The following is a 20,262-nucleotide window of genomic DNA, read 5'->3' as shown; positions in this document are numbered from 1 at the left end:
CCTCTTTTGTTTACCATACAAAATTAAAAAGTAAGCCCCGCAGTGACTTTACTGCAGGGCTCAAATTACTTTTCTATAAAGCTCAGGCTTATACCTCTGTCGGGGGAACCCCGTACTGCTTTTTAAATGCAGTAGAGAAATGGGAAGGATTTTTAAAACCGACTTCAACATACACTTCCTGTACCTTTTTGCCTTCCTCCTTAAGTTTAACATAAGCTGCTTCCAGACGCTTTTTAATGACCCATTTTTGCGGGCTGAGCTTACTGATCTTTTTAAAATCCCTTTTGAATGTGGCAAGGCTCCGGCCGGTGTATGCGGCAATCTGTTCCATCGTAAGTTCATCCATATAGTTATCGTTAAGAAATTCCAGAATATCTATTTTCCAGGGCGCTGTAAAATCAAACAGTATCGGCAAGAAAACATCCGAATTGTTCAGAAGGGCATAAATACCTTCCTGCAATTTCAGGTTAACCACCCCTTCGGCCGGTTTTACATTGTCCTCAAAATAAGGGTTTAGAGATTGGAACAGGCTGGTAATATCGGCGCGTGGTTCGATCTTAAAAACGTTTTTATCCGAAAGTTGACCTTTCCGTGAGGCTCATGGCGGTTTGTGAACACAAGATCCAATTATTGATAAACATACAAATTCAGCTTTTCATACCGGTTGATATTAATTTTATATTTGTCCAATCCTATCACTGAAAAACATTGACTCCATGAACTACACCTTACCTTATTTTGGAAACATCAATTTAACTGAACTACAAGAAGATTATTACACAGTTGCTGAGACCTCAAAAAACAATATCGCTATTGAATTGAGTTTTGAGAACAGATCAATTGATCAGAAAATGGCAGATGAGATCAGCAGCTTTCTGGAAAACATCGGCAAACAGGATCAGCAAAACAGAATATTTATTGCAAAGGATTTTGAAGAAAAAGAAAGCGAGACAGCCGGTTACATCAATTTCTACCTTACAGAATTTGATGAAGCAGAATTATTGAGTATGGTCGGTGAAAAAACGAATATATCGGAACAACTGCTAAACAAGCTTGAATTAACCCGGATAGCCTTATATCCTGATGGAAAATACGGTGCAAGCTATTATGCGATGTTCGATTATACCATTTATCTGGATGGACTGCCCTGTGACCAGTTATTGGTCGTATTTACCGACCAACAGGGCAATTTACACAGTATAGGTTGGGATAGTTAAGCAAACGGTAATTTTTGATACCATGGTTTTCAACATAAGAACAATAGACTTCTCCCGCTTACTTAAAAAGGTTGAAGCAATAAGGCTAACAAAAGACCAGTTCACCTATCAAACCTATTTAAATAAGTTTGCAGGAAAAAATTGTGAACTTTGTGAACTCCCCCTTAACCCTTATGGCATATACCTGAAGGATAAGCAGGCCATTTGTATCCAATGCTTCAACAATTACATAATTGCCGAAGACTACTTAAACAACTTGAAAACATTCGAAGCCAAAGTTTCAAGAACGAATAAATTAACAGATGCTTTCTTTGCTTCGCTAAAAGCTGATCCTCAAAATATTGATCTTAACCTCGCAAATACACTTTTTAAAGGCTTTTCTTTATCAGAAATTGAACAGATGATCGGCTTACCAAAAAGCTTCGGAAGTTTTGATTACGGCGTTGAGGCCGGAAACTGGAAATTTAACAATTTCATGGTCGAAATATGGTTCAAAAATCAGGTTTGTACTGAGGTTGTACCTATTTAAGCTACAACCCTCAAATAGAAAAAACAAAACCGGTCTCTTCAAAAATCATATTTTTACCCGATGCAACAGATACCAACTGAAGAATCCTTTTCCGCACCCCGCTCCTTAAAAATTATATGTTACATTTTCAGCGTGATCCTGTTTTTGACAGGGATTAATTTACTCAGGATTAAAGATGTGACCGCTGAAGTCATTTTTTTAGTTCCCCTGATTTTTCTGATTGTCATTTCCATGCTCCTTTATACCAGGCTAAAGCTGATCATTTCCAATGTCGGTATTCGCTATGCAGGTGGCTTAAAACAGCATAATTTTTCCTGGGCTGAGGTGACAAAGGTAGATATGGCCAGGGTTGGAAAATACCAAACACCAATAGCAACCATATATTATTCCAACCGAACCCTGGATTTACATAAGGGCTTTTATCTCCAACCGAAATTCAACAGAATTTTATCTCTTTTGGAAATGAAAATTGACCGGGGGTTATTTACGGAAGCATATCAGACTATCCGCCAGCAGACCAATCCGTGATATCTGTAGCTGAACCTTCGTGTAAGTATTATACAGGTTTTACCCGGGTAAAAAGTACCTTTACCCAGGCAAAACCTTAACAAAAGCCAGCTAAAACCTCAATTACCCGAGGCGATCTCCTTCTTCATCTGCCCGGCCCTTTCTTCGTATCCGTTTTTTTCCAGCCTGCATTGTTCAATGGCAACATCAATATACTTTATAGCCATATGTTTATTTTTTAAGCTTTTATATACCATTGCGAGCGTGGCATTGTTAATGAAATTGTTTTTAATGGATAAAGCTTTCTCTGCCCATTTTTTGATAACAAGCAGGTTTTCCTGTTTTTTCACTATTCTTACAGCCCCACCAAGAATATTGCTGATCTTAACATCATCCTTATCGCAATATTTATCAATCAGTTTTCCTGCGCTGGCAACAAACCGATCCTCATCTCCCTTCACCATATAAAAATCAGCGTCAAAATCCAGTTGTTCCTTTTCTGTCAGCTTTACCTGCTGAGTTAATTCCGCCCTGACCTGCTCGTATGCTTCAGTCGTTTTGTACGTGTTGTACCATACTTTTTGCCTGAACTCTTTCAGGTATTCGTTTCGGATGTAGCTTTCTATTTTTTTTCTACCCAATGCTGCCGAAAATTCTTTCTTCTGCTGCTCCAGGTATTTAAAAGGCTTACTATCTGTACTACTTACATTTTCTTTAATTAAATCAAACGTTTCTGCATTCACAGTGGCCACCACCTCAAAATATCGGTCAAATACCTGCATTGCCTCTTTTGCATCGCCTTTGGTTTTTACAATGATATAGTAGCGGTACAAATCTTCTTTACCAAGTTCATTCGCGGCAAATTTTATTTTCAACTGCTCGTAATCATTACGTGGTGTTAAAGCCATTTTGCCTTGTTCAATCAATTCCTTAACATCTGTAGAACTGGTTAGGCGATGGATTACTTCTCCATTGAAATTAATATAAGCCAGTGTGGGATAGCCCGACACCCCATATTCCCTTGCTAGAACTGGTCCTTCTCCTTTCTCTGCATTTACTTTGTAGGCAATAAAATTGGCGTTGTAAAAATCGCCGGCGGCTTTCTGTGGGAACACCTCCATGCTCATTTTTTTGCAGGGCGCGCACCAGTCTGTATAGAAGTCAACAAATATAAGTTTGTTCTGCTCCTTTGCCATTGCCTTCACTTCGGCCCAGCTTCCATGAGCAAAGGTTATTCCTTGTGCCCTAACATCAATAGTACCTGCGGTAAACAGCAGGCTCATTATCATTAATAAATACCGTTTCATGTTTTAATATTTTTAAATGTTTTAATCTGTTTTCTAATTGCCCTTGCAACAAGCTACCTGGGGTTTTGTACGATTTCCGGATTGGTGTTGATCACCTTAACCGGGATAGGATATACATACCGGTTGCTTTGCGGGGCCAGTGTGAGTTGTTCTATCTTGAGCGGATGTACAATGTTCTTTGCAAATGCAGGATCGGTATTTAACCTTTTCAGATCGAACAAACGGAAGCCTTTACAGAAAAGTTCCCTTCTTCTTTCTGCTAAAATCTGTATCAATGCCGCCTGATCATTTGCAGCGGTTAACGCGCTATAATCTGCAGGCTTGAACCTGGTTTTTCTAAGCTCATTTACCACTAACAGCCCCTCCTGTCCTCTTTGTGTCCGGGCCAGGCATTCGGCTTTGATCAGCATCATTTCGGGCACCGTTGGCCCCATTTGTGTGCTGCCAGGAACGGTTTCAAAAGGCGCAAAATAGGTATGATAGGTACCCGGATAACGGAAAATTCCGATAGGATCTCCACCTGCCCCGACAAAGTAGGTAAAGAAATAGGCCCTGAGGTCTTTTGTACCCAGTAAAGTCATCAGCTCCTGACTTAGGGGAAAGCTGCCACCACCATCGCTGCTGGCCTTCATCAGGATGACCTCGGGGTTGTTCTGGCTGGTAGGCATAAAAAAACCATCGGGCAGGCCCGAACCCGCACCCATACCAACATAAGGGTTCAGGTTAAAAAGTCCGGATTGTATCCCCAAAGCCAGATTGGCATTGTCGAGCGCCTGCTGGTATTTGCCCATATATAAATTGGCCCGGGCCAGCAGTGCATGGGCAGCTGTTTTTGAGGGCGCTGTTTTACTTGCCGGCAGGCGCGGCAATGCTGGAACTGCTGTATTCAGATCACTTAGTATCAGCTCATAAACTGCGGCCACGCTGGCACGTTTCAGGTTTTGTGTATAGCCTGGTTCGGTTAGCAGCGGTACGCCGGCATCTGTTGTTGCACTGGTAGCCTGATAGGTTTTGGCATACAAATTAACCAGGCATAAATAAGCATAGGCCCGGTGTACCCGTGCTTCAGCAAGCAGCTGTTGTTTCAGGTTTTCATCGCCACCTTTTACAAGGGGCAATCCTTCAATGGCAACATTCGCATTGTATACCTGTTTGTAAAACAGGTTCCATTCCGGATCGTCCTGGTTGGCCTGGTAAAACAGTTCTCCCCATTTATAGATCTGTAGAGACTCCTCCCTAAGGCTATTGATAAAATTATCATTTAAAAAGGCAATATCGTCGGTAGGATAATCAACCGTTCCAAAAGAAGAATTAAATACCTCACTGTTGTTTAGCAACAGTTGATAGTCGTTTACGGTACGGGGTATGATCTTACCCTGAGGTTCAATTTCGACATATTTTCTGCAGGAAACAGAAGAAAAAGCGAGGATGAACAATAAAATATAATATCTGATGGTATGCATGGTTTCCGGATTAAGGTTTAAAAAGTGGCTTTGATACTGAACACAAAAGATCTGGCAGGTGGAAGGACCATTGCATTGAGGTTATCCAGGTAATCCGGATCTATTCCCTCTTTATTGGCCGTCCAAAGTGCCAGGTTCCGGCCTGTGGCACTTACACTCAGCATTTGAAAAGCACTCCATTTCAACTGTTTTACAGGGATATGATAGCTCAGTGTAATGTCCCTCCACCTGATATAGCTGGCATCTTCCACAAAATAATCACTGCTGATGTAACGGAAAGTTGAGGTATGCAGGGGATCAATAGCCGGCACATTCGTTTTCAACTCGTCTCCGGGTACCTTCCATCTGCTGGCCAGGTCGGAATGCGCAGCTTTATTATAAGCAAACTCATAAGTCTGACTGGCCGTAGGGCGCATAAATTTATGCCCTGCTTTAAAGGTGAACAAGCTGAAAAGCTCAAAATTTCTGTAAGCAAAGGTATTTGACCAGCTTCCAAAATATAGTGGCGTGATATTCCCCTGAAACTGCAGCGCCCCCAGATCCTTTTCATCAAAGGTCAGCAGATCGGCCATTATTTTTTCGCCCTTGCCATTGTAGATCAAAGGGTTCCCATTCTGGTTCAGTCCGGCAAACCTGTAGGTGTACAAGCTCCCCAGCTGTTGGCCTTGTATAGGATTTCGCGAATTGGTATAATAAGTAGTGGTTTCTTCCTGGAAATAAGCTTTGGTAACTTTATGGGTGTTGAACGATAGATTTGCTGAGGTATTCCAGCTAAATGCAGGGGTCTGGACCACCTTTGCGCTTAACTCCATATCTACACCCCGGCTCTTCATTTCAAGTTGGTTGGCCAACAATGAGGTAAACCCATAGGTCGGGTTGACGTTCACACTTCCCAGCAGGTCCAGACTTTTACGCCAGTAAACATCCGCAGTTCCGCTAATGCGGTGATTGAACAAAGAAAAATCAGCCCCCAGATTAAATGTCTGCACACGCTCCCAGCGCAACAGCGGGTTTGCAGGATTGTAGATATTGCCATATGGACTATTGTTAACAGGGTTGCTGCCCGATTGCTGCATCACCAGGTAAGGCGAGGTGTCTTTGTTCAGGTTTCCGTTATATCCGGCCGTGGCCCTCAGGTTCAGGCGTGAAAGCCATTCCATATCTGCCATAAAACTTTCGTCTCTGGCCCTCCACATCGCTCCCAGCGACCATAAAGGTACCGTACGGAATTCCTTTGAAGCACCAAACAGGTTCGAATCATCCTTACGGAAGCTGCCCGACAAGGAATATCTGGTTTTATAGGTATAAGTAAAATTACCAAATACAGAAGCATAGCGGTCCCTTCTGTTGTTTACAGATTGCAGATAAGGTACCTTGGCATCCCCATCGGCTGTCTTATAAGACAAGGTATAATTTACCGGTGTCGAACTCAATAGCCGGTCATCGTACCCATAGGCCCTGCTGCCGTAGGCCGACAATAAAGTTTGCCTGAACTCTGCTCCGATCACCGCATCCAGGCGCCCCACAGCCCCCAGATCGGGGTTAAAATTCAATTGCCCCCTTGCATTGTAATTGTTCTGTTCCACATCATTCAGGTCCAGTATACCACCGACTGGGATCCCTTTTACCTGCGTAGCAGCAACAGTATAAGTGTTGATCAGGTTCCGGGTCATATAGGTATCCGGATTGTAATAATTCCTGGTCTTGTCAAATTCCCGCTCGGTCATGTATTTAACATCAGCGCTCATCCATGGCTTGATCTTATAATTCAGCCCTGCAGTTAAACGGTAGGCCAGGGAACGGAAAGTATTGTCTGCATTCGACATTTCATCTAAATAGTTGTATTTCCAGGGAAGATATCCCCTGGCCTGCAGCGAATCCAGTGTCCGGCTTTTTGCTTTATAAGAGAAATTGCCTGCATTTCCGTTTTCATCTACAATCCGGTCGTAAGGCAATAAACTGTTGGTTCCATAAAGCCCGTTTTTTAATCCGATCCCATTATTTTTTTGCCTGAGCAGGGTAACAAAGGTTTCCGCCGATAAGGTTAGCTTAGACGTAATTTTGGTCTCATTACTGAAATTTACAACAAGGCGACTCCCATAATCTCCTTTACTGTTCGACTTTTCATCGCTGTACGAAGTAGAAAGAAAGTTGCGGGTAATGGACGAGCCCCCCGTAACACTCACATTGTACTGCTGGGCAAAAGGCGACTGCAGGAGGTATTGCTGGTACTGGTCGTTTATACTATTCCGGCTTAAGCGCTGTACTTCTTCATCGTACTGCTGCCGGGTAATGGTGCCGCTTTTTAGCTTCATGGCCAGTTCCGTCCCATAGCTAAGTGGCAAGGGATAAACTGAAAATGCTGATTTTTGTCCGGGTAAAAGGCCCTTATCCACCAGTTCCTTTTCCAGGTCCAGATATTGCCCGGCATCCAGTACTTTTCTGTAATCAAGCCTTGGCCGTTCTGTCAGGTTAAAAATACCCGAAAAATTAACCTGAGGTCTGTTCATATAGCTCCCCTTTTTGGATTCGATCACGATTACCCCATTCGCTGCACGTACCCCCCAGATACTCGCGGCAGCGGCATCCTTTAAAATGGTAATGTTTTCGATATTGTCGGGGTTAATGTTGACAAGGTCTAGCTCGGTAGGAAATCCATCCAGTACAATTAAGGGTTTCTTTTCAGAATTGATGGTAGAAGTTCCCCTGATCGTGAAATTGTCACGGTTCTGGGTCAGGCTGCGATCGGGCGTCCCTACATTGACCAGCAAGCCGGAACCCGCGCCTTCCAGTCGTTCCAGTAAACTCGAGGCCACCTTTTTTCCAATCTGCTCTCCGCTGATCACAACATAAGCACCCGTAGCCCTTTCTTTCGGAATGCGCTGATAACCGGTACTGAAGGTAACGTTCACTTCTTCCAGATCGCCCCTTGCCGGGATCATGACTATCTTTAAGGGCATCTTTTTACCCTTAACCGGAATATCCTGACCAATGTATCCGATATAGGAAAAACTCAGCACCGTATTTTCATCCACATTGGAAAAAGCAAATACACCATCTGAACGTGTAATTACCGATTTTGAAGTTCCTTTAATCCGTACTGTAGCGCCAGGCAGTACATTTCCGGAATCGTCCTGAACAGTCCCGTATACATCAAATGTCTGAAAGCGGTCGACCAGCCTGTCGAGCAGCGACCTGTCTTTTTCCTTAATCAGTACCGACTGGTTATTCACGGTATACTCCAGTGGCTGATTTTCAAACACCCGTTTGAGTACTTCGCTTAATTCAAGGTTTTTAACTTCAATATTTACAGGTTTTGTATTTTTCAGAATGGAACGGGTAACGATAAAATCGTACCCACTTTGTTTCCTGATCTTTTCAAAGATCTTCACAAGCGGGGCATTCTTTTCCGACAAAGTTATCCTTTGCGCAAAAGAGCCGGCGCTTACCTGCATAATGGCTGTGATCAGAATAAGGGTGGTTAGCCGCATAATCAACAGTAATTTACTTACATACGCCAGAGGCGTACCTATTTTTTGTTTGTAAAAATTGTACATTTGTTTAGGTCTGGTAATGTTGTTATCCTTTAAGGCGGCTGAATGCTTCAGGCTAACAACGGTTAATTAATCAATAAAAAAGATTTTTAAGTAACTGGATATAAAAGTCGTTCCGACCCCCATCGGAATGGCTTTTTTTATTCTGGATTACTCAGCAATTTTAATTTGTCACGGTAACCCTCCTTCCTTCCACTTTAAAATGAACAGATTTTGAATATTGGAGCATCTCCAGCACCTGACCTATGGTTTTAGACCTGGAAGCAGCCCCGCTGAATTCTTCATCAGGAATCCTGCCCTCATAATGCACTTCAATATTGTACCAGCGAGACAGTTTCAGCATAACGCTTTCAATATTTTCATTGTTAAACCTGAAATAGCCGTTTTTCCAGGCCACGGCTTCTTCTGTGTCTACTTTGCGGATTTTAAAGCCCCCATCTGCAGATACGGCCTGCTCTCCAGGATTTAAAACTGTAGTTGTTTTGTCCTCCTGCCCGCCAATAGCAGCCAGACTTGAAACCCGTACCCTTCCCTCCAGCAAAGTGGTACTTACTGAAGCTTCGTCCCGGTAGGCATGAAGGTTAAAATGGGTTCCCAGTACTTCTACCTGCTGACCTGCTGTTTGTACGATGAATGGATTGTGCTTATTTTTTGCCACTTCAAAATAAGCCTCCCCCTCCAACTGTATTTTACGCTGCCTGCCACTAAATTTTGAGGGGAAAGCGATGCGGCTCGCGGCATTCAGCACCACACGACTGCCATCTGGCAGGGTAATCTGATAAGTGCCGCCCCTGGGCGTACTCAGTTCCATCTGCTGCACATCGTCGCCTGACGGCAGCACGCCATCTTCTACTGCTGAGCCATCGCTGTATGCCGTTCTGCCATCTTTTACAATTACCCCGGTCCTGGCCTCACTCAGCTGAACCACCCTGTTGCCGGCCACCTTCAGCATTGCTTTGTTGCCGCCGGGACCGATATCATTTTTCAGGACCAATGCTTCAGTGCCAGTATGCAGGACTGCCGGCTTAAAAAACCATAGTCCAAGCACAATTGCTGCGATTGTGGCAGCTATGCCCACAATACGTTTAAAGAATAGCGGAACAACGTTGCGCGCTCCGCTTGCTATACGCTGGTGCAGCTGCGTCAATATCCGTTCCTGAATCTGTTCAAGATGAGGAAGTTCTTTCTCTACCTCCTTAAATGAATCGCACCAGGTATTGAACTTCCGGATTTCAGGCTCGGTTGCAGTGGTGTCAGAAATTCGCTCCATAATACGGAACAGCTCTTCGTTGGAGATCATCGCCTGGAATACTTAAGTTTTTAATTCGTCCTTTTACCATAAGAGAACTCAACCCTGCTCAGCACCCAAGCTTCGGGAAAATATTTTTTAAATCAGCACCGACCAGAACGACATTCGTCCTAAATGTGCTTTCAGCTTTTTTAAAGAAATGTTCATCTGGTTTTCTACAGTCTTCTCAGAAATGCCCAAACGTTCGGCAATTTCTTTATTGGTTAAATATTGGTTCCGGGAAAGCTCAAAAATCTGCCTGGCCCTGTCGGGCAGTTGCGCAGCAAAACTTCTGATCAGCCCTATCAGCTCCTTCAGTTCCAGGCTATCTTCATCGCTGGCCTCCTGAAGCAGGGGCGCTGCCGCCAGGATCTCCGACCGCCGGTTGCTCAAGCGGATTGTTCCCGCAAGATTAAATTTGATAGCGGCAAACAAATATGCCTTTAAGGCCGTTATCCTTAAACCCTGACGGTGCTCCCAAAGCCAGGTAAAAACATTTTGCAATACATCATCACACTCCTCTTCGTGTTTCAGTATGCTGAAGGCAAACCTGTACATGGCCCCCGAGTAACGGCAGTAAATCTCATTAAAAGCAGGCAAATCTCCCTGTTTCAGCAAGTCAACCAGTTGCTCATCCGTAAAGGCTTTGTAGGTATCCATTTAATTTCCCCCTATAATGTACACAAAAGTAGCATCATCAAAGCTGTATATAAATTTTGGGATTACAGCCCGGCAGGCTTGAAAAAAAAAGAAAGATAAATTTGAAAAGAATAAATAAATGATGATATATTTGCGCCGCGGAAAATTATTTGAAAAACTTACAAAGCTGTAGAACAGCGCATTAACAACGAAAAGAATGATTATTAAAAATAATTTTACTTTTTTTTGAAATAGCTGGGTTACCTTTTAAACTTTCGGGTATTAACTGTAAAATTAATTAATTATTTAAAATAGAATTAGAATGAAAAACGCATTTAAATTTGGCTTTTTAGCTTTAGCAATCTCTTTATCAGTAGCAGCTTGTAACTCAACTGAAAAAACTGGTGAGTCTACAGACACTACATTAACTGATACTTCTGCTGTTGTTACTACAGTTGATACTACAGTTACTGATACAACTGTAAAAGACACTACAGTTAAAACTACAACTGAAGAGACTAAACCAGCTGCTCCAGCTCACTAGTCAAAGTGTAAAACTTATAAAAAAGGCCCTGGATATTCCCGGGCCTTTTTTATTGCCCAAAATTTAATTAATGTTACCTTTGCGCTTGTAAAAAACCATTACATTCATGAATTTAACTCCACTTCAAGCGATTTCCCCGGTAGATGGCCGTTACAGGAACACTACGCAGAACCTTTCAAAATATTTTTCGGAATCTGCCCTGATCAGATACAGGGTCTTTGTAGAGATCGAATATTTTATTGCCCTGTGCGAGGCTGCACTACCAGGATTAGATCAGTTTGATAAGGCAAAATATACCCAGCTCCGCCAGATCCATGAACAATTTAACGATACACATGCCCAGGAGATCAAAGACACGGAGAAAATCACCAACCACGACGTAAAAGCCGTAGAATACTTCATTAAAAAGCAATTCGACCAGCTTGGCCTTGCAGATTATAAAGAGTTTATCCATTTTGGCTTAACCTCGCAGGACATCAACAACACCGCCATCCCTTACAGTTTTAAACTGGCACTGGAGGAAGTGTATTATCCGGCCATCACTAACCTGATTGATAAAATAAAAGAACTGGCTGCCGAATGGGCCAATGTACCCCTGCTGGCACACACGCACGGGCAACCGGCATCACCTACCAAACTGGGCAAAGAGTTCCTGGTATTTGCAGAACGCCTGGAAATTCAATTGAACGGTTTAAAAAGCATTCCCAACAGCGCCAAATTTGGCGGCGCCACCGGAAACTTTAATGCACATCACATCGCTTACCCTGGCATCAACTGGGTAAATTTTTCCAATAACTTTGTAAACGATATACTGGGCCTTAACCGTGCACAGCATACCACCCAGATAGAGCATTACGATCAGTTTGCCGCACAATGCGACGCCCTGAAAAGGATCAACAATATCATTATCGATATGGACCGCGACATCTGGGCCTATATCTCTAAAAACTATTTCAAGCAAAAAATAAAAGAAGGAGAAGTAGGTTCATCGGCTATGCCACACAAAGTGAACCCTATCGATTTTGAAAACGCTGAAGGAAATGCCGGCATAGCCAATGCCCTGTTTGAATTCTTTGCAGCTAAGCTGCCTATTTCCCGCTTACAAAGAGACCTTACAGATTCAACCGTACTGCGTAATGTAGGCGTTCCAATGGCACACACAGCAATTACCATTGCCTCTACACTAAGGGGCTTAAACAAATTGCTGCTGAACGAAGAAGCCATTAATGCGGATCTGGAAAACAACTGGGCGGTAGTAGCTGAAGCCATACAAACGGTTTTAAGAAGAGAGGCCTATCCAAACCCTTATGAAGCGCTGAAAGACCTTACCCGTACCAACCAAAAGATCACAGCAGTAACCATGGCCGATTTTATTGATGGCCTGAATGTAAACGAGGATATTAAAAAAGAACTGAAACAGATTACCCCGTTCAACTATACCGGTATATTTTAGGGTTGTAAAATGGTGGGCCAGGATATAATGACCTAAAACAGACACCGCTAAAAGAAATTGCAGCAATGAATTATTTATTTTTGTATAAAATTTAAGGCAATGACGATCAACGTATATACAGAACAAACCCCGAACCCAGCTACCATGAAATTCATGGTCAATAAATTATTGATCAATGGCAGCGAGGATTTTGCGACTAAAGAAAGTGCTGAGCACTCTCCTTTTGCAAAAGAACTGTTTAAATTCAGCTTCGTAAACGGTGTATTTTTTGCAAGTAACTTTGTGACCATCACCAAAACAGAAGATGCAGAATGGCCGGATATTGAGCCTATCCTGAAGGAATTTGTAAAGGGTGCAGTGGAATCAGAATATAAAATTAAAGAAGATACTTCTGCAGAAGCACCTGTGTTTGAAGGCAGCGACCTGGAAATTAAAATACAGCAGATCCTGCACGACTATGTTCGCCCTGCGGTTGAACAGGATGGCGGGGCCATCAGCTATAAATCTTTCGATGATGGTATAGTTACCGTAGAACTCAGAGGTTCCTGCAGTGGCTGTCCATCTTCTACCATCACGTTAAAATCGGGCATACAAAACCTGTTGCAGCGCATGGTACCTGAAGTAAAAGAAGTAGTATCGGAAGCACTTTAAAAGCTTCATTTTAAAAGAATACAAAAAGGCTTGATGTAAATCAGGCCTTTTTTATTTTACCTGTATTATATTAGCAAAAATTCAATCCTATGGAAAGCATAAATATAAAAGCAGGTATATTGACCCTGGTCCTCCTGCTGTTCACTTACTTCTTTTACCTCAGACAGCCACTGAATTTTCTGTCCCTTGGTGCGGTAGCAGGAACAGCAGCACTGGTGTTGCTCATCGCCCTGGTCTATTTTTTCGGTATAAAATTTATCGGTTATGCCATACAACATAAAATCTATCCCAGTATAGCCCTGCGTGTGCTGCTCCCTTTTGTTACGCTTGCACTGATCGGCTGGCTGCTGTACGCCTTCATTGGAGTCAAACCTTTTGGTTCATCCAAAGATTTCCTAGCCATTTTTAGCAATTTTGCGTCCAGGCATCTGTTATATATTGCTGTCTGCACCACCTTAACCGGTCTGGCTTTTTCCTTTCCAACAAAAAAAGACAGCATAGCAGATGCAATCCTGCTTCGTCAAAACCTGCTGTTCCTTACAGTTACAGCCCTCGCTTTTGTACTGAGTGTATTCGCCGTTTATAAGGTAAAACGCATTGACCAGCCCGGGCTTGATCCTAAATACACCGGCTATAAAAGCTTAAACGAAAATCAGGATTTAAAGCATTATAAACTTGAGCAGCTGCCGGTTTCCGAACCAGGGGCTATCCTGGACCAACCCTACCTCCTGCCGCACAAACAGGAGCTGGTCCTGGTTTCCATCTCCGGTAGTTCCAATCGCATACCTCCTGTAGAGCGTATCTATAAACTGGACCAGAACGGAAAATTGATAAGCTCCGTAAATGCACAGGTGCTTACAGCTTCAGATTTTTTTCCGCTCGTATTACAAGCCGACGGATTGCTGACCGACCATTCGGGCAAACAACTGATCACCTGGATTTTTGACGGCAATACAAACAGGCAAGCTAAAGATCAGCTCGTTAAAAACAAGGAATGGACATTTGAACCCCTGGCCGAAAGTAAGGCTCACATAAAGATGGTGTACTTTAACAAAACAGCTGCTTTTCATTGCAATAACCTGAAAGAACTGAAATACAATGGCAGCAGATATTACGACATAGCTTTGCAAAAAGAAACCCTTAAAATTAAGGTAGACAGTGTTTTCTCCCATTCCGATAACCTAGGAAATTGCACAGAAAAGAAGCTGGAATACTACAGTTCAGCAGCGTTGAATTTTAGTTTGCTGCGCTTAAATGAACGTGAATACTACATCATCAGGCCAACTCCTTAAATCCATCTGTTTTACAAGACAAAATCCATTTCAAAACCGTAAAAATATTTCGGCGGATGTTTTGCGGTTAAAACCACCCCCTGCCTAAACTTAAGCGGCAACAGATACTGAGCGGGCAGACGCAGCCAGCCGGGCATATTGTAATAGTTAATGTTCAGTAAGGATCCCAACTGCAATCCTGCTGAAGGCACAAAAATTGGCGATGTTTCCCTGTTTCCGTACTGAATACCGCCTTCCATATATCCATAAATCCCAATAAATTTTTTATCATTTAGCCAGTAATCAAAATTACTCCTGATCCCAATCCTGAATTGATGTGTTGCCCCCTTATGAAACTCATCCCTGTAGGGGCCTGTTTCGCCCCAGCTGTATGCCAGGGTGTATCCATGCCAATAATCCCATACCCCCTTTTTCCCGCCTTTTGAATTAAAAGTATAGCGGTTTGAAATAGACCCTGCATTGATTCTAAAATCGAATGCACGATAATAATTTTTAGTAGAAAATGAGGGGCCGTTTATCCCAACAACAACCGAGTTCCCAATCCTGCTCCTTACAAAATTACGGTAAGGCAGTATTTGATTTGTTTTTTTCATGGAATCCGTTACCACAGTGTTTTCAAACAAGGAAGGCAGGTCGGAGTTATAAGGGATCGGCACCAGCTTAAGCGCAGGAAGATTGTTGAGCAGATAGTTTTCCTGCATTTTTTTCCCTTCAGGAATACGCATCAGGAAATCACTCTCCCTCCCTGTCCCGGCAGCATTTTCATAGGCTGTCCATAAATCGGTTAATGACAGTTCAACAGCTTCAATTACCCTGGCCGATTCTTTGATAAATTCAGGTTTATTAAATGTTCCATCTCCGTGTGCTTTCCAAATTTCAGCCTTTCTATTCAGCACCATCGTGCCGTTTGCAGAATAAAAATCATGCAGTGCTTTATTGTTCACTACCGATGCTGCCACAGTCCTTTTTACCACCAGGTGTCCTGAAGAAAAGGAGTCTTCTAAAAAGTGATCTGCAAAACCATTAAACAATAGCGCAAACATCAGTAAAGTCCTTGCCTGCTCGGGATTGTCTTTAAGTCTGCCGCTTTGTGCAGCCCAGTCCATAGCCACCAGGTGCAATGTGACATACATATTGATGGCATTGGTTTTATTCAACCTGCTAAAGGCCTGTCTTGCCAGTTCCGGGCGCTGACATTGCCGAATCACCTCCTTATCAAAAGCACGCAATTGCTCCTGGAAAGATTTCCCGTACTGATAAAAATGCGACAGATTATTCATTGCCAGCAGGGCATAGCCAAAATCAAGTTTAACCAGCTTGCCATCCGGAGCCGCACTGTAACCCATAGCAATATATTCCTCGTGCAGGGCAATAACCTTATAAACTGCGGAACTGCTGTCAGAAAGAAGTTCAATCAACGTATAGGGATCGCGTAAATGATCTCCGCTCAACCCGTTTAAGGTTCCATAAGAAATTCTATGTTTTTCATCTATGGATGCATTGAGCGTCTTTAACGACATTGGAAAACCATAGGGGCTGCCAGCGTTATCTGCTTTTAAATTCAGCAAGGAACGGAAAGTAGCAGCGGCACTGGTATGCTGAAGTGAACTGATAAATTTAACAAATGCCTGGTCGCCTATTAATTTATGTTCTCCGTAGTTGTACGCAAAAACACCTGAAGGCAAAACAAGCAGCACCACAACAACAACCAAAAAACTGATCTTTTTCATCATGCACAGGTTAGTTTAAAAAGTCGTTGGTACAACCTAACCCTTATCCAATACAACTGCCGCTAAGCTAAGGACTAGTTACAGCTCAAATATTTTCAAATATGCCCACATCAGTATAAATAATTGAAGGCCAACTAGTCCCCTATGGTCTGGTGGTTGTATTAGCATATAAACAAAGTCCGGAAGGGCAACGCATATTATGAAAAAAATAAATCTGATGATCAGTGCACTTTTCCTTTTACAGGCAGGTGTGTTTGCACAAAGTACAAAAAGGGCCGAGATCCCTATTGGTGTTGAATTCTATAACCACACCATTGGTTTGCCATTTGGCAATCCTTACAAGAAACCTTTTAACATTGGGTTGGCCCTTACCACAAGCTATCCGCTAAAACTGGGCAGGAATTCAAAGCTTACGCTCGACGGCGGGCTGGGTTATTTCAAACACAAGGAACTGGCTACAGGTGTCCATATCAACACCGGAGTCAGTTACACCTTTACCACCAATATAGGTATTTATGCTGCCGTAGGCATTCCGATTGGTTATGTACGGACTTTCAATGCCTATGATTTGTATAAGGCAGATGAGCAGGGAGAATACCAGTTAACAAAAGACCGGGGAAGGTCGGGTGCATTTGCAGGTTATAATGTACAGTTAGGTTATGATTTCAGAAGAACCTTAAGGGCGCCAATTGCCGTATTTGTTAAGAACGAATGGTGGCTGCAGGCCAACTATAGCAAATTTCTCCCTTCCCTGATGCAAAATTCATTGCGTGTAGGCGTAAACATTTACCCATTTAAAAATAACTAAACATGAAACTTAAACTCATATTATTTATCGTCCTGCTATGCCCGCTAACTTATGTTGGTTGTAAAAAATCAGGCACCGAGGCCATTGATACCAACGGAAGTATAGATTTCCCAGACAACAGCGCACAGTATCCGGATCGGCTTGCGCTGCAAAACATCCTGGACAAATACAAAAAACAGGGCATGCCAGGTTTGTCCATGCTGGTTTACACCGATAAAGGCACCTGGATTGGGACCTCTGGTTACAGTTCAATTGAAAATAAAACACCCTTAAAACTCTGGAATGTATTCCATTCTGCAAGCGTAATCAAAACCTATATGGCTGTAGCCACACTTAAATTGGCAGAGCTGGGAAAATTGCAGCTGAATGATAAAATCGACAAATATTTGCCTGCAGCTTACGCAGATAAGATCGCTAACGGACATGAGGCAACGGTTTTGAACCTGTTAAACCATACCTCCGGCATACCCGACTTCCTTTTCGATTCAAAGCATGAAACTGATTACTACAATAATTTTTATGCAAAGTTCAGTACAGAAGACTATCTAAAATATATTTTTAATAAAAAAGCTGTATTTAATGTTGACGAGAAGTATGAATACTGCAATACCAATTACCTGTTACTGGCGCTGGTACTTGATCACGTAGCAGGAAATCATGCCACTGTACTTACAGAAAAGCTATTCAAACCATACGGTCTGGCACATACTTACTATAAAAATGAACCCGGCTATCCCGCGCCATCAGGAGCCGTGAATACTTATGTAGACCTTTACGGGGATGGCGCTATTCAGAACTCTACAGGTTGGGAACGTAACTTTGCAAAAAACAACATTGGTCACGACGGCATGCTGTTTACCACACATGACTGCTTTCTTTTTTATAAAGCGCTTTTTGTAGATAAAAGCATATTAAACAGCAATTCCCTGAAACTGATGGCCGAATATAAATTTGAAAGGGATCCGATCCAGGGTTATCAGTTTGAAGGTGGTTTAGGTATCCAGAAAATAACCAGCCCCAACGGACTTCAAAGAATTTACCATGCAGGTACTTCTCTTGGAGCGGCAAACTGGGCATGCTATTACCCTGCAAAAAATGCAATCATTGTGATCAATGGCAATTTTGGTGGTATTATAGACTCGCCAATCGCCGATACCTTTCTAGGGGTAAGGGGACGTGGTAAAAAACCGGGATTACTGGAAGAAGTGGAATCCGTTGTTTTTCCTTAATTAATAAGGGATTATTTCTTCCATGTTTCCATCATTTTTTAAAGATCCTGCAGCAATAAGCAGGATCTTTAAATATTTTTGAAATGCGAGCTGATGGTATTTAAAACCTCATCGGTAATTTTACCATTGGTGGCTAAAATCTCCCTTTTCACTATAAATTCATCCCCCCCGTCAAAATTCATGATCTGCCCGCCGGCCTGTTGTACCAGGTAGGCCCCGGCGGCAACGTCCCAGGAGTTGAGGTTGTATTCAAAAAAGGCGTCAAACCTGCCGCAGGCCACATAAGCCAGATCAACAGCAGCTGAACCTATACGGCGCAAACCGTGGCACCTGCGCATCATTTCTGCAAACAGTTCCATATACTGCGCCTGCTTGTCAAACTGATGGTATGGGAATCCGGTGGCCAGCAGGCAACCCGAAAGTTTATCCCTGGAAGAAACCCTGATGGGCTTATTGTTCAGGAAGGCCGGGCCACCTTTATAAGTATAGAACATCTCCCCGCGATTGATCTCATACACCACACCTATTACCGGTTTGTCCGCTTCGTACAAGGCAATGCTGATGGCATAGGTTGGTATGCCGTGTATAAAATTAGTGGTGCCATCAAGCGGATCAATGATCCAGTTGTACACCGTCCCTTTGCTGTTAATCGTTTCCTCTTCTGTGGTAAAACCAGCTTCAGGCAATAACTTGGTCAGGTTCCTTACCAGTTGCTTTTCAGCATTCTTATCCACATAAGAGACCAGGTCGTTCAAACCTTTGAACTCAATGGCACTGGCATCGAAATTCATGGATTCTTTTCTGATAAAATTGCCGGTAAGCCTGGCTATGGCAATTACCTTAGCACACAATATTTCGTAGTTCAAATCGGATAGATTTTAGTAATTGGCCAGTTTTTCTTTATTTCTTACGGAATAGGCTACAAGAAGCAGACCAGAAAGGAACAGCAAGCTAGAGATCAGCTCTGCCTGGGTAAAACGGATGCCCGCCACCTCGTATTTGGTGTTTACCCTGATCAGTTCTATAAAGAAACGCTCCAGGCCGTTCAGCATTAAATAAATACCGAACATCATTCCAGGTGATTTAATGCAGTCGCGCAGCTTCCATAAGATCAGGAAAAGGATAAAACAAACTACAACCTCATAAATAGGTGTAGGATATACCGGCATGGGCAGTTCATTACAAAATTTACCTACACAGCCGGCAATGCGTTCGCCTTCATTGGCAACGTTATTCGGATAGGTATAGCCCCATAACCAGTCGGGAATCCAGCTGGCAGGCTTTGGATGCACATTTACAATGCCCCAGTCCCCATCGCCCGACATGTGACAGCCAATACGGCCAACACTATAGGCCAGCATCATTCCTGGCCCGCCAATGTCCAGCATATGCAATGGTTTGATGCCATTTTTACGGGCAATATACAGTACTGCAGCACCGCCGCAGATCAATCCACCATAAAAAGTAAGCCCGCTAAAAGAAAGCAAACTGTTTATCGGGTCCTGTACAAAAGTATCCCAGTGTTCCAGGTTGTCGAATATTTTGGCACCTAAAAAGCCCCATACCGCGGCCCATACAATCAGGCTGCCCATCAGTTCATAAGGGTGCTGGGTTACTTCTACCGTTTTAGGCTTAGGCAATTTTACCTTGTTTTTTTCCTGGTAGTCCCAATAGGCAAACAAACCTGCAAAGAAGAGCCCGCCCAATATATTTCCCTTGGCCGAAAGCAGTACCGTTTGGGCATCATTAACAAAAAGCTTATAATTTAAAAAAGCATAAACCAGTTTATAGCCGATCAGAAAACCAAAAACACCATTAGAGATCAGCTCCAGGGTGCTGGCAGGCTTACCTACTGTTACCGTCTTTTTTACAGGATGTAAAATACCCAGGGCTTCTTTGCGTTTAAATTCTTTGGTAAAGGCCCAGTAACCGGCAATAAAAGCCAGGGCTACAAAAACGCCGAAAGTATTGAATGGAAGCGGGACCTGTATACCAAAAAGGTATTCTATAAAATGAGATACGGTAGGAAACATATATGAAAAAAAAGTTTT

Annotated in this window: 18 protein-coding genes; 9 read left to right on the top strand and 9 right to left on the bottom strand. The window is 42.9% G+C overall.

All coding sequences use genetic code 11. The annotated features are described in order from the left end of the window. Positions 1–88: 88 nt before the first annotated feature. Positions 89–475: a helix-turn-helix domain-containing protein gene (locus ABIE26_RS19045; protein WP_310144909.1), complete on the bottom strand. Its 387-nt coding sequence runs from the start codon at positions 473–475 to the stop codon at positions 89–91. A gap of 241 nt (positions 476–716) precedes the next feature. Between ABIE26_RS19045 and ABIE26_RS19040 the strand changes: the two genes are divergently transcribed. The 3 genes from ABIE26_RS19040 to ABIE26_RS19030 are packed head-to-tail and all read left to right on the top strand — an operon-like array spanning position 717 to position 2,274. After that, positions 717–1,217, top strand: a complete 501-nt coding sequence (locus ABIE26_RS19040; RefSeq protein WP_310144908.1) for a DUF2004 domain-containing protein — start codon at positions 717–719, stop codon at positions 1,215–1,217. 22 nt (positions 1,218–1,239) lie between these two features. Continuing rightward, positions 1,240–1,746 carry a hypothetical protein gene (locus ABIE26_RS19035; RefSeq protein ID WP_310144906.1) on the top strand — a complete coding sequence of 169 codons (507 nt, stop codon included), beginning with the start codon at positions 1,240–1,242 and terminating at the stop codon, positions 1,744–1,746. A gap of 60 nt (positions 1,747–1,806) precedes the next feature. After that, positions 1,807–2,274 carry a hypothetical protein gene (locus ABIE26_RS19030; RefSeq protein ID WP_310144904.1) on the top strand — a complete coding sequence of 156 codons (468 nt, stop codon included), beginning with the start codon at positions 1,807–1,809 and terminating at the stop codon, positions 2,272–2,274. A 98-nt stretch (positions 2,275–2,372) separates the two neighbouring features. Here the strand turns inward: ABIE26_RS19030 and ABIE26_RS19025 are convergent, their stop codons facing one another. From ABIE26_RS19025 to ABIE26_RS19005, 5 genes are all read right to left on the bottom strand, one after another. After that, complete coding sequence (locus tag ABIE26_RS19025) at positions 2,373–3,560, bottom strand: thioredoxin domain-containing protein (protein ID WP_310144902.1); 1,188 nt, start codon at positions 3,558–3,560, stop codon at positions 2,373–2,375. A 53-nt stretch (positions 3,561–3,613) separates the two neighbouring features. Further along, positions 3,614–5,023 (bottom strand): RagB/SusD family nutrient uptake outer membrane protein, encoded by a 1,410-nt coding sequence (locus ABIE26_RS19020; protein ID WP_310144901.1) that lies wholly within the window; start codon positions 5,021–5,023, stop codon positions 3,614–3,616. A 17-nt stretch (positions 5,024–5,040) separates the two neighbouring features. Then, a complete protein-coding gene (locus ABIE26_RS19015) occupies positions 5,041–8,580 on the bottom strand; it encodes a SusC/RagA family TonB-linked outer membrane protein (protein WP_310144899.1) in 3,540 nt (1,179 codons plus the stop codon). Positions 8,581–8,740: 160 nt separating this feature from the next. After that, a complete protein-coding gene (locus ABIE26_RS19010; RefSeq protein WP_310144897.1) occupies positions 8,741–9,877 on the bottom strand; it encodes a FecR family protein in 1,137 nt (378 codons plus the stop codon). Positions 9,878–9,964: 87 nt separating this feature from the next. Next, positions 9,965–10,525, bottom strand: coding sequence for an RNA polymerase sigma-70 factor (locus tag ABIE26_RS19005; protein WP_310144895.1), 561 nt, complete (start codon positions 10,523–10,525; stop codon positions 9,965–9,967). Positions 10,526–10,826: 301 nt separating this feature from the next. Here ABIE26_RS19005 and ABIE26_RS19000 point away from each other — a divergent pair, with 301 nt between their 5' ends. The 4 genes from ABIE26_RS19000 to ABIE26_RS18985 all read left to right on the top strand — a co-directional run bounded on the left by ABIE26_RS19000 (position 10,827) and on the right by ABIE26_RS18985 (position 14,444). After that, entirely contained in the window at positions 10,827–11,048 is a 222-nt protein-coding gene (locus ABIE26_RS19000; protein WP_084236662.1) for a hypothetical protein, read from the top strand. Between the two features lie 106 nt (positions 11,049–11,154). Further along, positions 11,155–12,501: an adenylosuccinate lyase gene (gene purB, locus ABIE26_RS18995; protein ID WP_310144890.1), complete on the top strand. Its 1,347-nt coding sequence runs from the start codon at positions 11,155–11,157 to the stop codon at positions 12,499–12,501. A gap of 99 nt (positions 12,502–12,600) precedes the next feature. Continuing rightward, positions 12,601–13,152: a NifU family protein gene (locus tag ABIE26_RS18990; RefSeq protein ID WP_310144888.1), complete on the top strand. Its 552-nt coding sequence runs from the start codon at positions 12,601–12,603 to the stop codon at positions 13,150–13,152. Between the two features lie 89 nt (positions 13,153–13,241). After that, positions 13,242–14,444, top strand: a complete 1,203-nt coding sequence (locus ABIE26_RS18985; protein ID WP_310144885.1) for a hypothetical protein — start codon at positions 13,242–13,244, stop codon at positions 14,442–14,444. Between the two features lie 11 nt (positions 14,445–14,455). Here the strand turns inward: ABIE26_RS18985 and ABIE26_RS18980 are convergent, their stop codons facing one another. Beyond that, positions 14,456–16,177 carry a hypothetical protein gene (locus tag ABIE26_RS18980; protein ID WP_310144883.1) on the bottom strand — a complete coding sequence of 574 codons (1,722 nt, stop codon included), beginning with the start codon at positions 16,175–16,177 and terminating at the stop codon, positions 14,456–14,458. Positions 16,178–16,373: 196 nt separating this feature from the next. Here ABIE26_RS18980 and ABIE26_RS18975 point away from each other — a divergent pair, with 196 nt between their 5' ends. Both ABIE26_RS18975 and ABIE26_RS18970 read left to right on the top strand, forming a co-directional pair. Further along, positions 16,374–16,982, top strand: a complete 609-nt coding sequence (locus ABIE26_RS18975; protein WP_310144881.1) for a hypothetical protein — start codon at positions 16,374–16,376, stop codon at positions 16,980–16,982. A 2-nt stretch (positions 16,983–16,984) separates the two neighbouring features. Next, entirely contained in the window at positions 16,985–18,211 is a 1,227-nt protein-coding gene (locus ABIE26_RS18970) for a serine hydrolase domain-containing protein (protein ID WP_310144878.1), read from the top strand. A gap of 68 nt (positions 18,212–18,279) precedes the next feature. Here the strand turns inward: ABIE26_RS18970 and ABIE26_RS18965 are convergent, their stop codons facing one another. After that, positions 18,280–19,077 carry an inositol monophosphatase family protein gene (locus ABIE26_RS18965; protein WP_310144875.1) on the bottom strand — a complete coding sequence of 266 codons (798 nt, stop codon included), beginning with the start codon at positions 19,075–19,077 and terminating at the stop codon, positions 18,280–18,282. Positions 19,078–19,089: 12 nt separating this feature from the next. After that, positions 19,090–20,244, bottom strand: coding sequence for a prolipoprotein diacylglyceryl transferase (locus ABIE26_RS18960; RefSeq protein ID WP_310144872.1), 1,155 nt, complete (start codon positions 20,242–20,244; stop codon positions 19,090–19,092). Positions 20,245–20,262 lie beyond the last annotated feature (18 nt).

This window comes from Pedobacter africanus, from assembly GCF_040548825.1.
Classification (GTDB): Bacteria; Bacteroidota; Bacteroidia; order Sphingobacteriales; family Sphingobacteriaceae; genus Pedobacter; species Pedobacter africanus_A.
Note: the sequence above shows the minus strand (reverse complement) of the source record. Positions and strands in the feature narration are given on the sequence as shown.

What these genes read in the sequence shown, in the direction of transcription:
- ABIE26_RS18990 (WP_310144888.1), top strand. Translation starts at nt 12,601, where the DNA reads ATGACGATCAACGTATATACAGAACAAACCCCGAACCCAGCTACCATG.
- ABIE26_RS18975 (WP_310144881.1), top strand. Translation starts at nt 16,374, where the DNA reads ATGAAAAAAATAAATCTGATGATCAGTGCACTTTTCCTTTTACAGGCA.
- ABIE26_RS18960 (WP_310144872.1), bottom strand. Translation starts at nt 20,244, where the DNA reads ATGTTTCCTACCGTATCTCATTTTATAGAATACCTTTTTGGTATACAG.
- ABIE26_RS19000 (WP_084236662.1), top strand. Translation starts at nt 10,827, where the DNA reads ATGAAAAACGCATTTAAATTTGGCTTTTTAGCTTTAGCAATCTCTTTA.
- ABIE26_RS19010 (WP_310144897.1), bottom strand. Translation starts at nt 9,877, where the DNA reads ATGATCTCCAACGAAGAGCTGTTCCGTATTATGGAGCGAATTTCTGAC.
- purB (WP_310144890.1), top strand. Translation starts at nt 11,155, where the DNA reads ATGAATTTAACTCCACTTCAAGCGATTTCCCCGGTAGATGGCCGTTAC.
- ABIE26_RS19035 (WP_310144906.1), top strand. Translation starts at nt 1,240, where the DNA reads ATGGTTTTCAACATAAGAACAATAGACTTCTCCCGCTTACTTAAAAAG.
- ABIE26_RS19030 (WP_310144904.1), top strand. Translation starts at nt 1,807, where the DNA reads ATGCAACAGATACCAACTGAAGAATCCTTTTCCGCACCCCGCTCCTTA.
- ABIE26_RS19020 (WP_310144901.1), bottom strand. Translation starts at nt 5,023, where the DNA reads ATGCATACCATCAGATATTATATTTTATTGTTCATCCTCGCTTTTTCT.
- ABIE26_RS19005 (WP_310144895.1), bottom strand. Translation starts at nt 10,525, where the DNA reads ATGGATACCTACAAAGCCTTTACGGATGAGCAACTGGTTGACTTGCTG.
- ABIE26_RS19025 (WP_310144902.1), bottom strand. Translation starts at nt 3,560, where the DNA reads ATGAAACGGTATTTATTAATGATAATGAGCCTGCTGTTTACCGCAGGT.
- ABIE26_RS19040 (WP_310144908.1), top strand. Translation starts at nt 717, where the DNA reads ATGAACTACACCTTACCTTATTTTGGAAACATCAATTTAACTGAACTA.
- ABIE26_RS18970 (WP_310144878.1), top strand. Translation starts at nt 16,985, where the DNA reads ATGAAACTTAAACTCATATTATTTATCGTCCTGCTATGCCCGCTAACT.
- ABIE26_RS18985 (WP_310144885.1), top strand. Translation starts at nt 13,242, where the DNA reads ATGGAAAGCATAAATATAAAAGCAGGTATATTGACCCTGGTCCTCCTG.
- ABIE26_RS18980 (WP_310144883.1), bottom strand. Translation starts at nt 16,177, where the DNA reads ATGATGAAAAAGATCAGTTTTTTGGTTGTTGTTGTGGTGCTGCTTGTT.
- ABIE26_RS19015 (WP_310144899.1), bottom strand. Translation starts at nt 8,580, where the DNA reads ATGTACAATTTTTACAAACAAAAAATAGGTACGCCTCTGGCGTATGTA.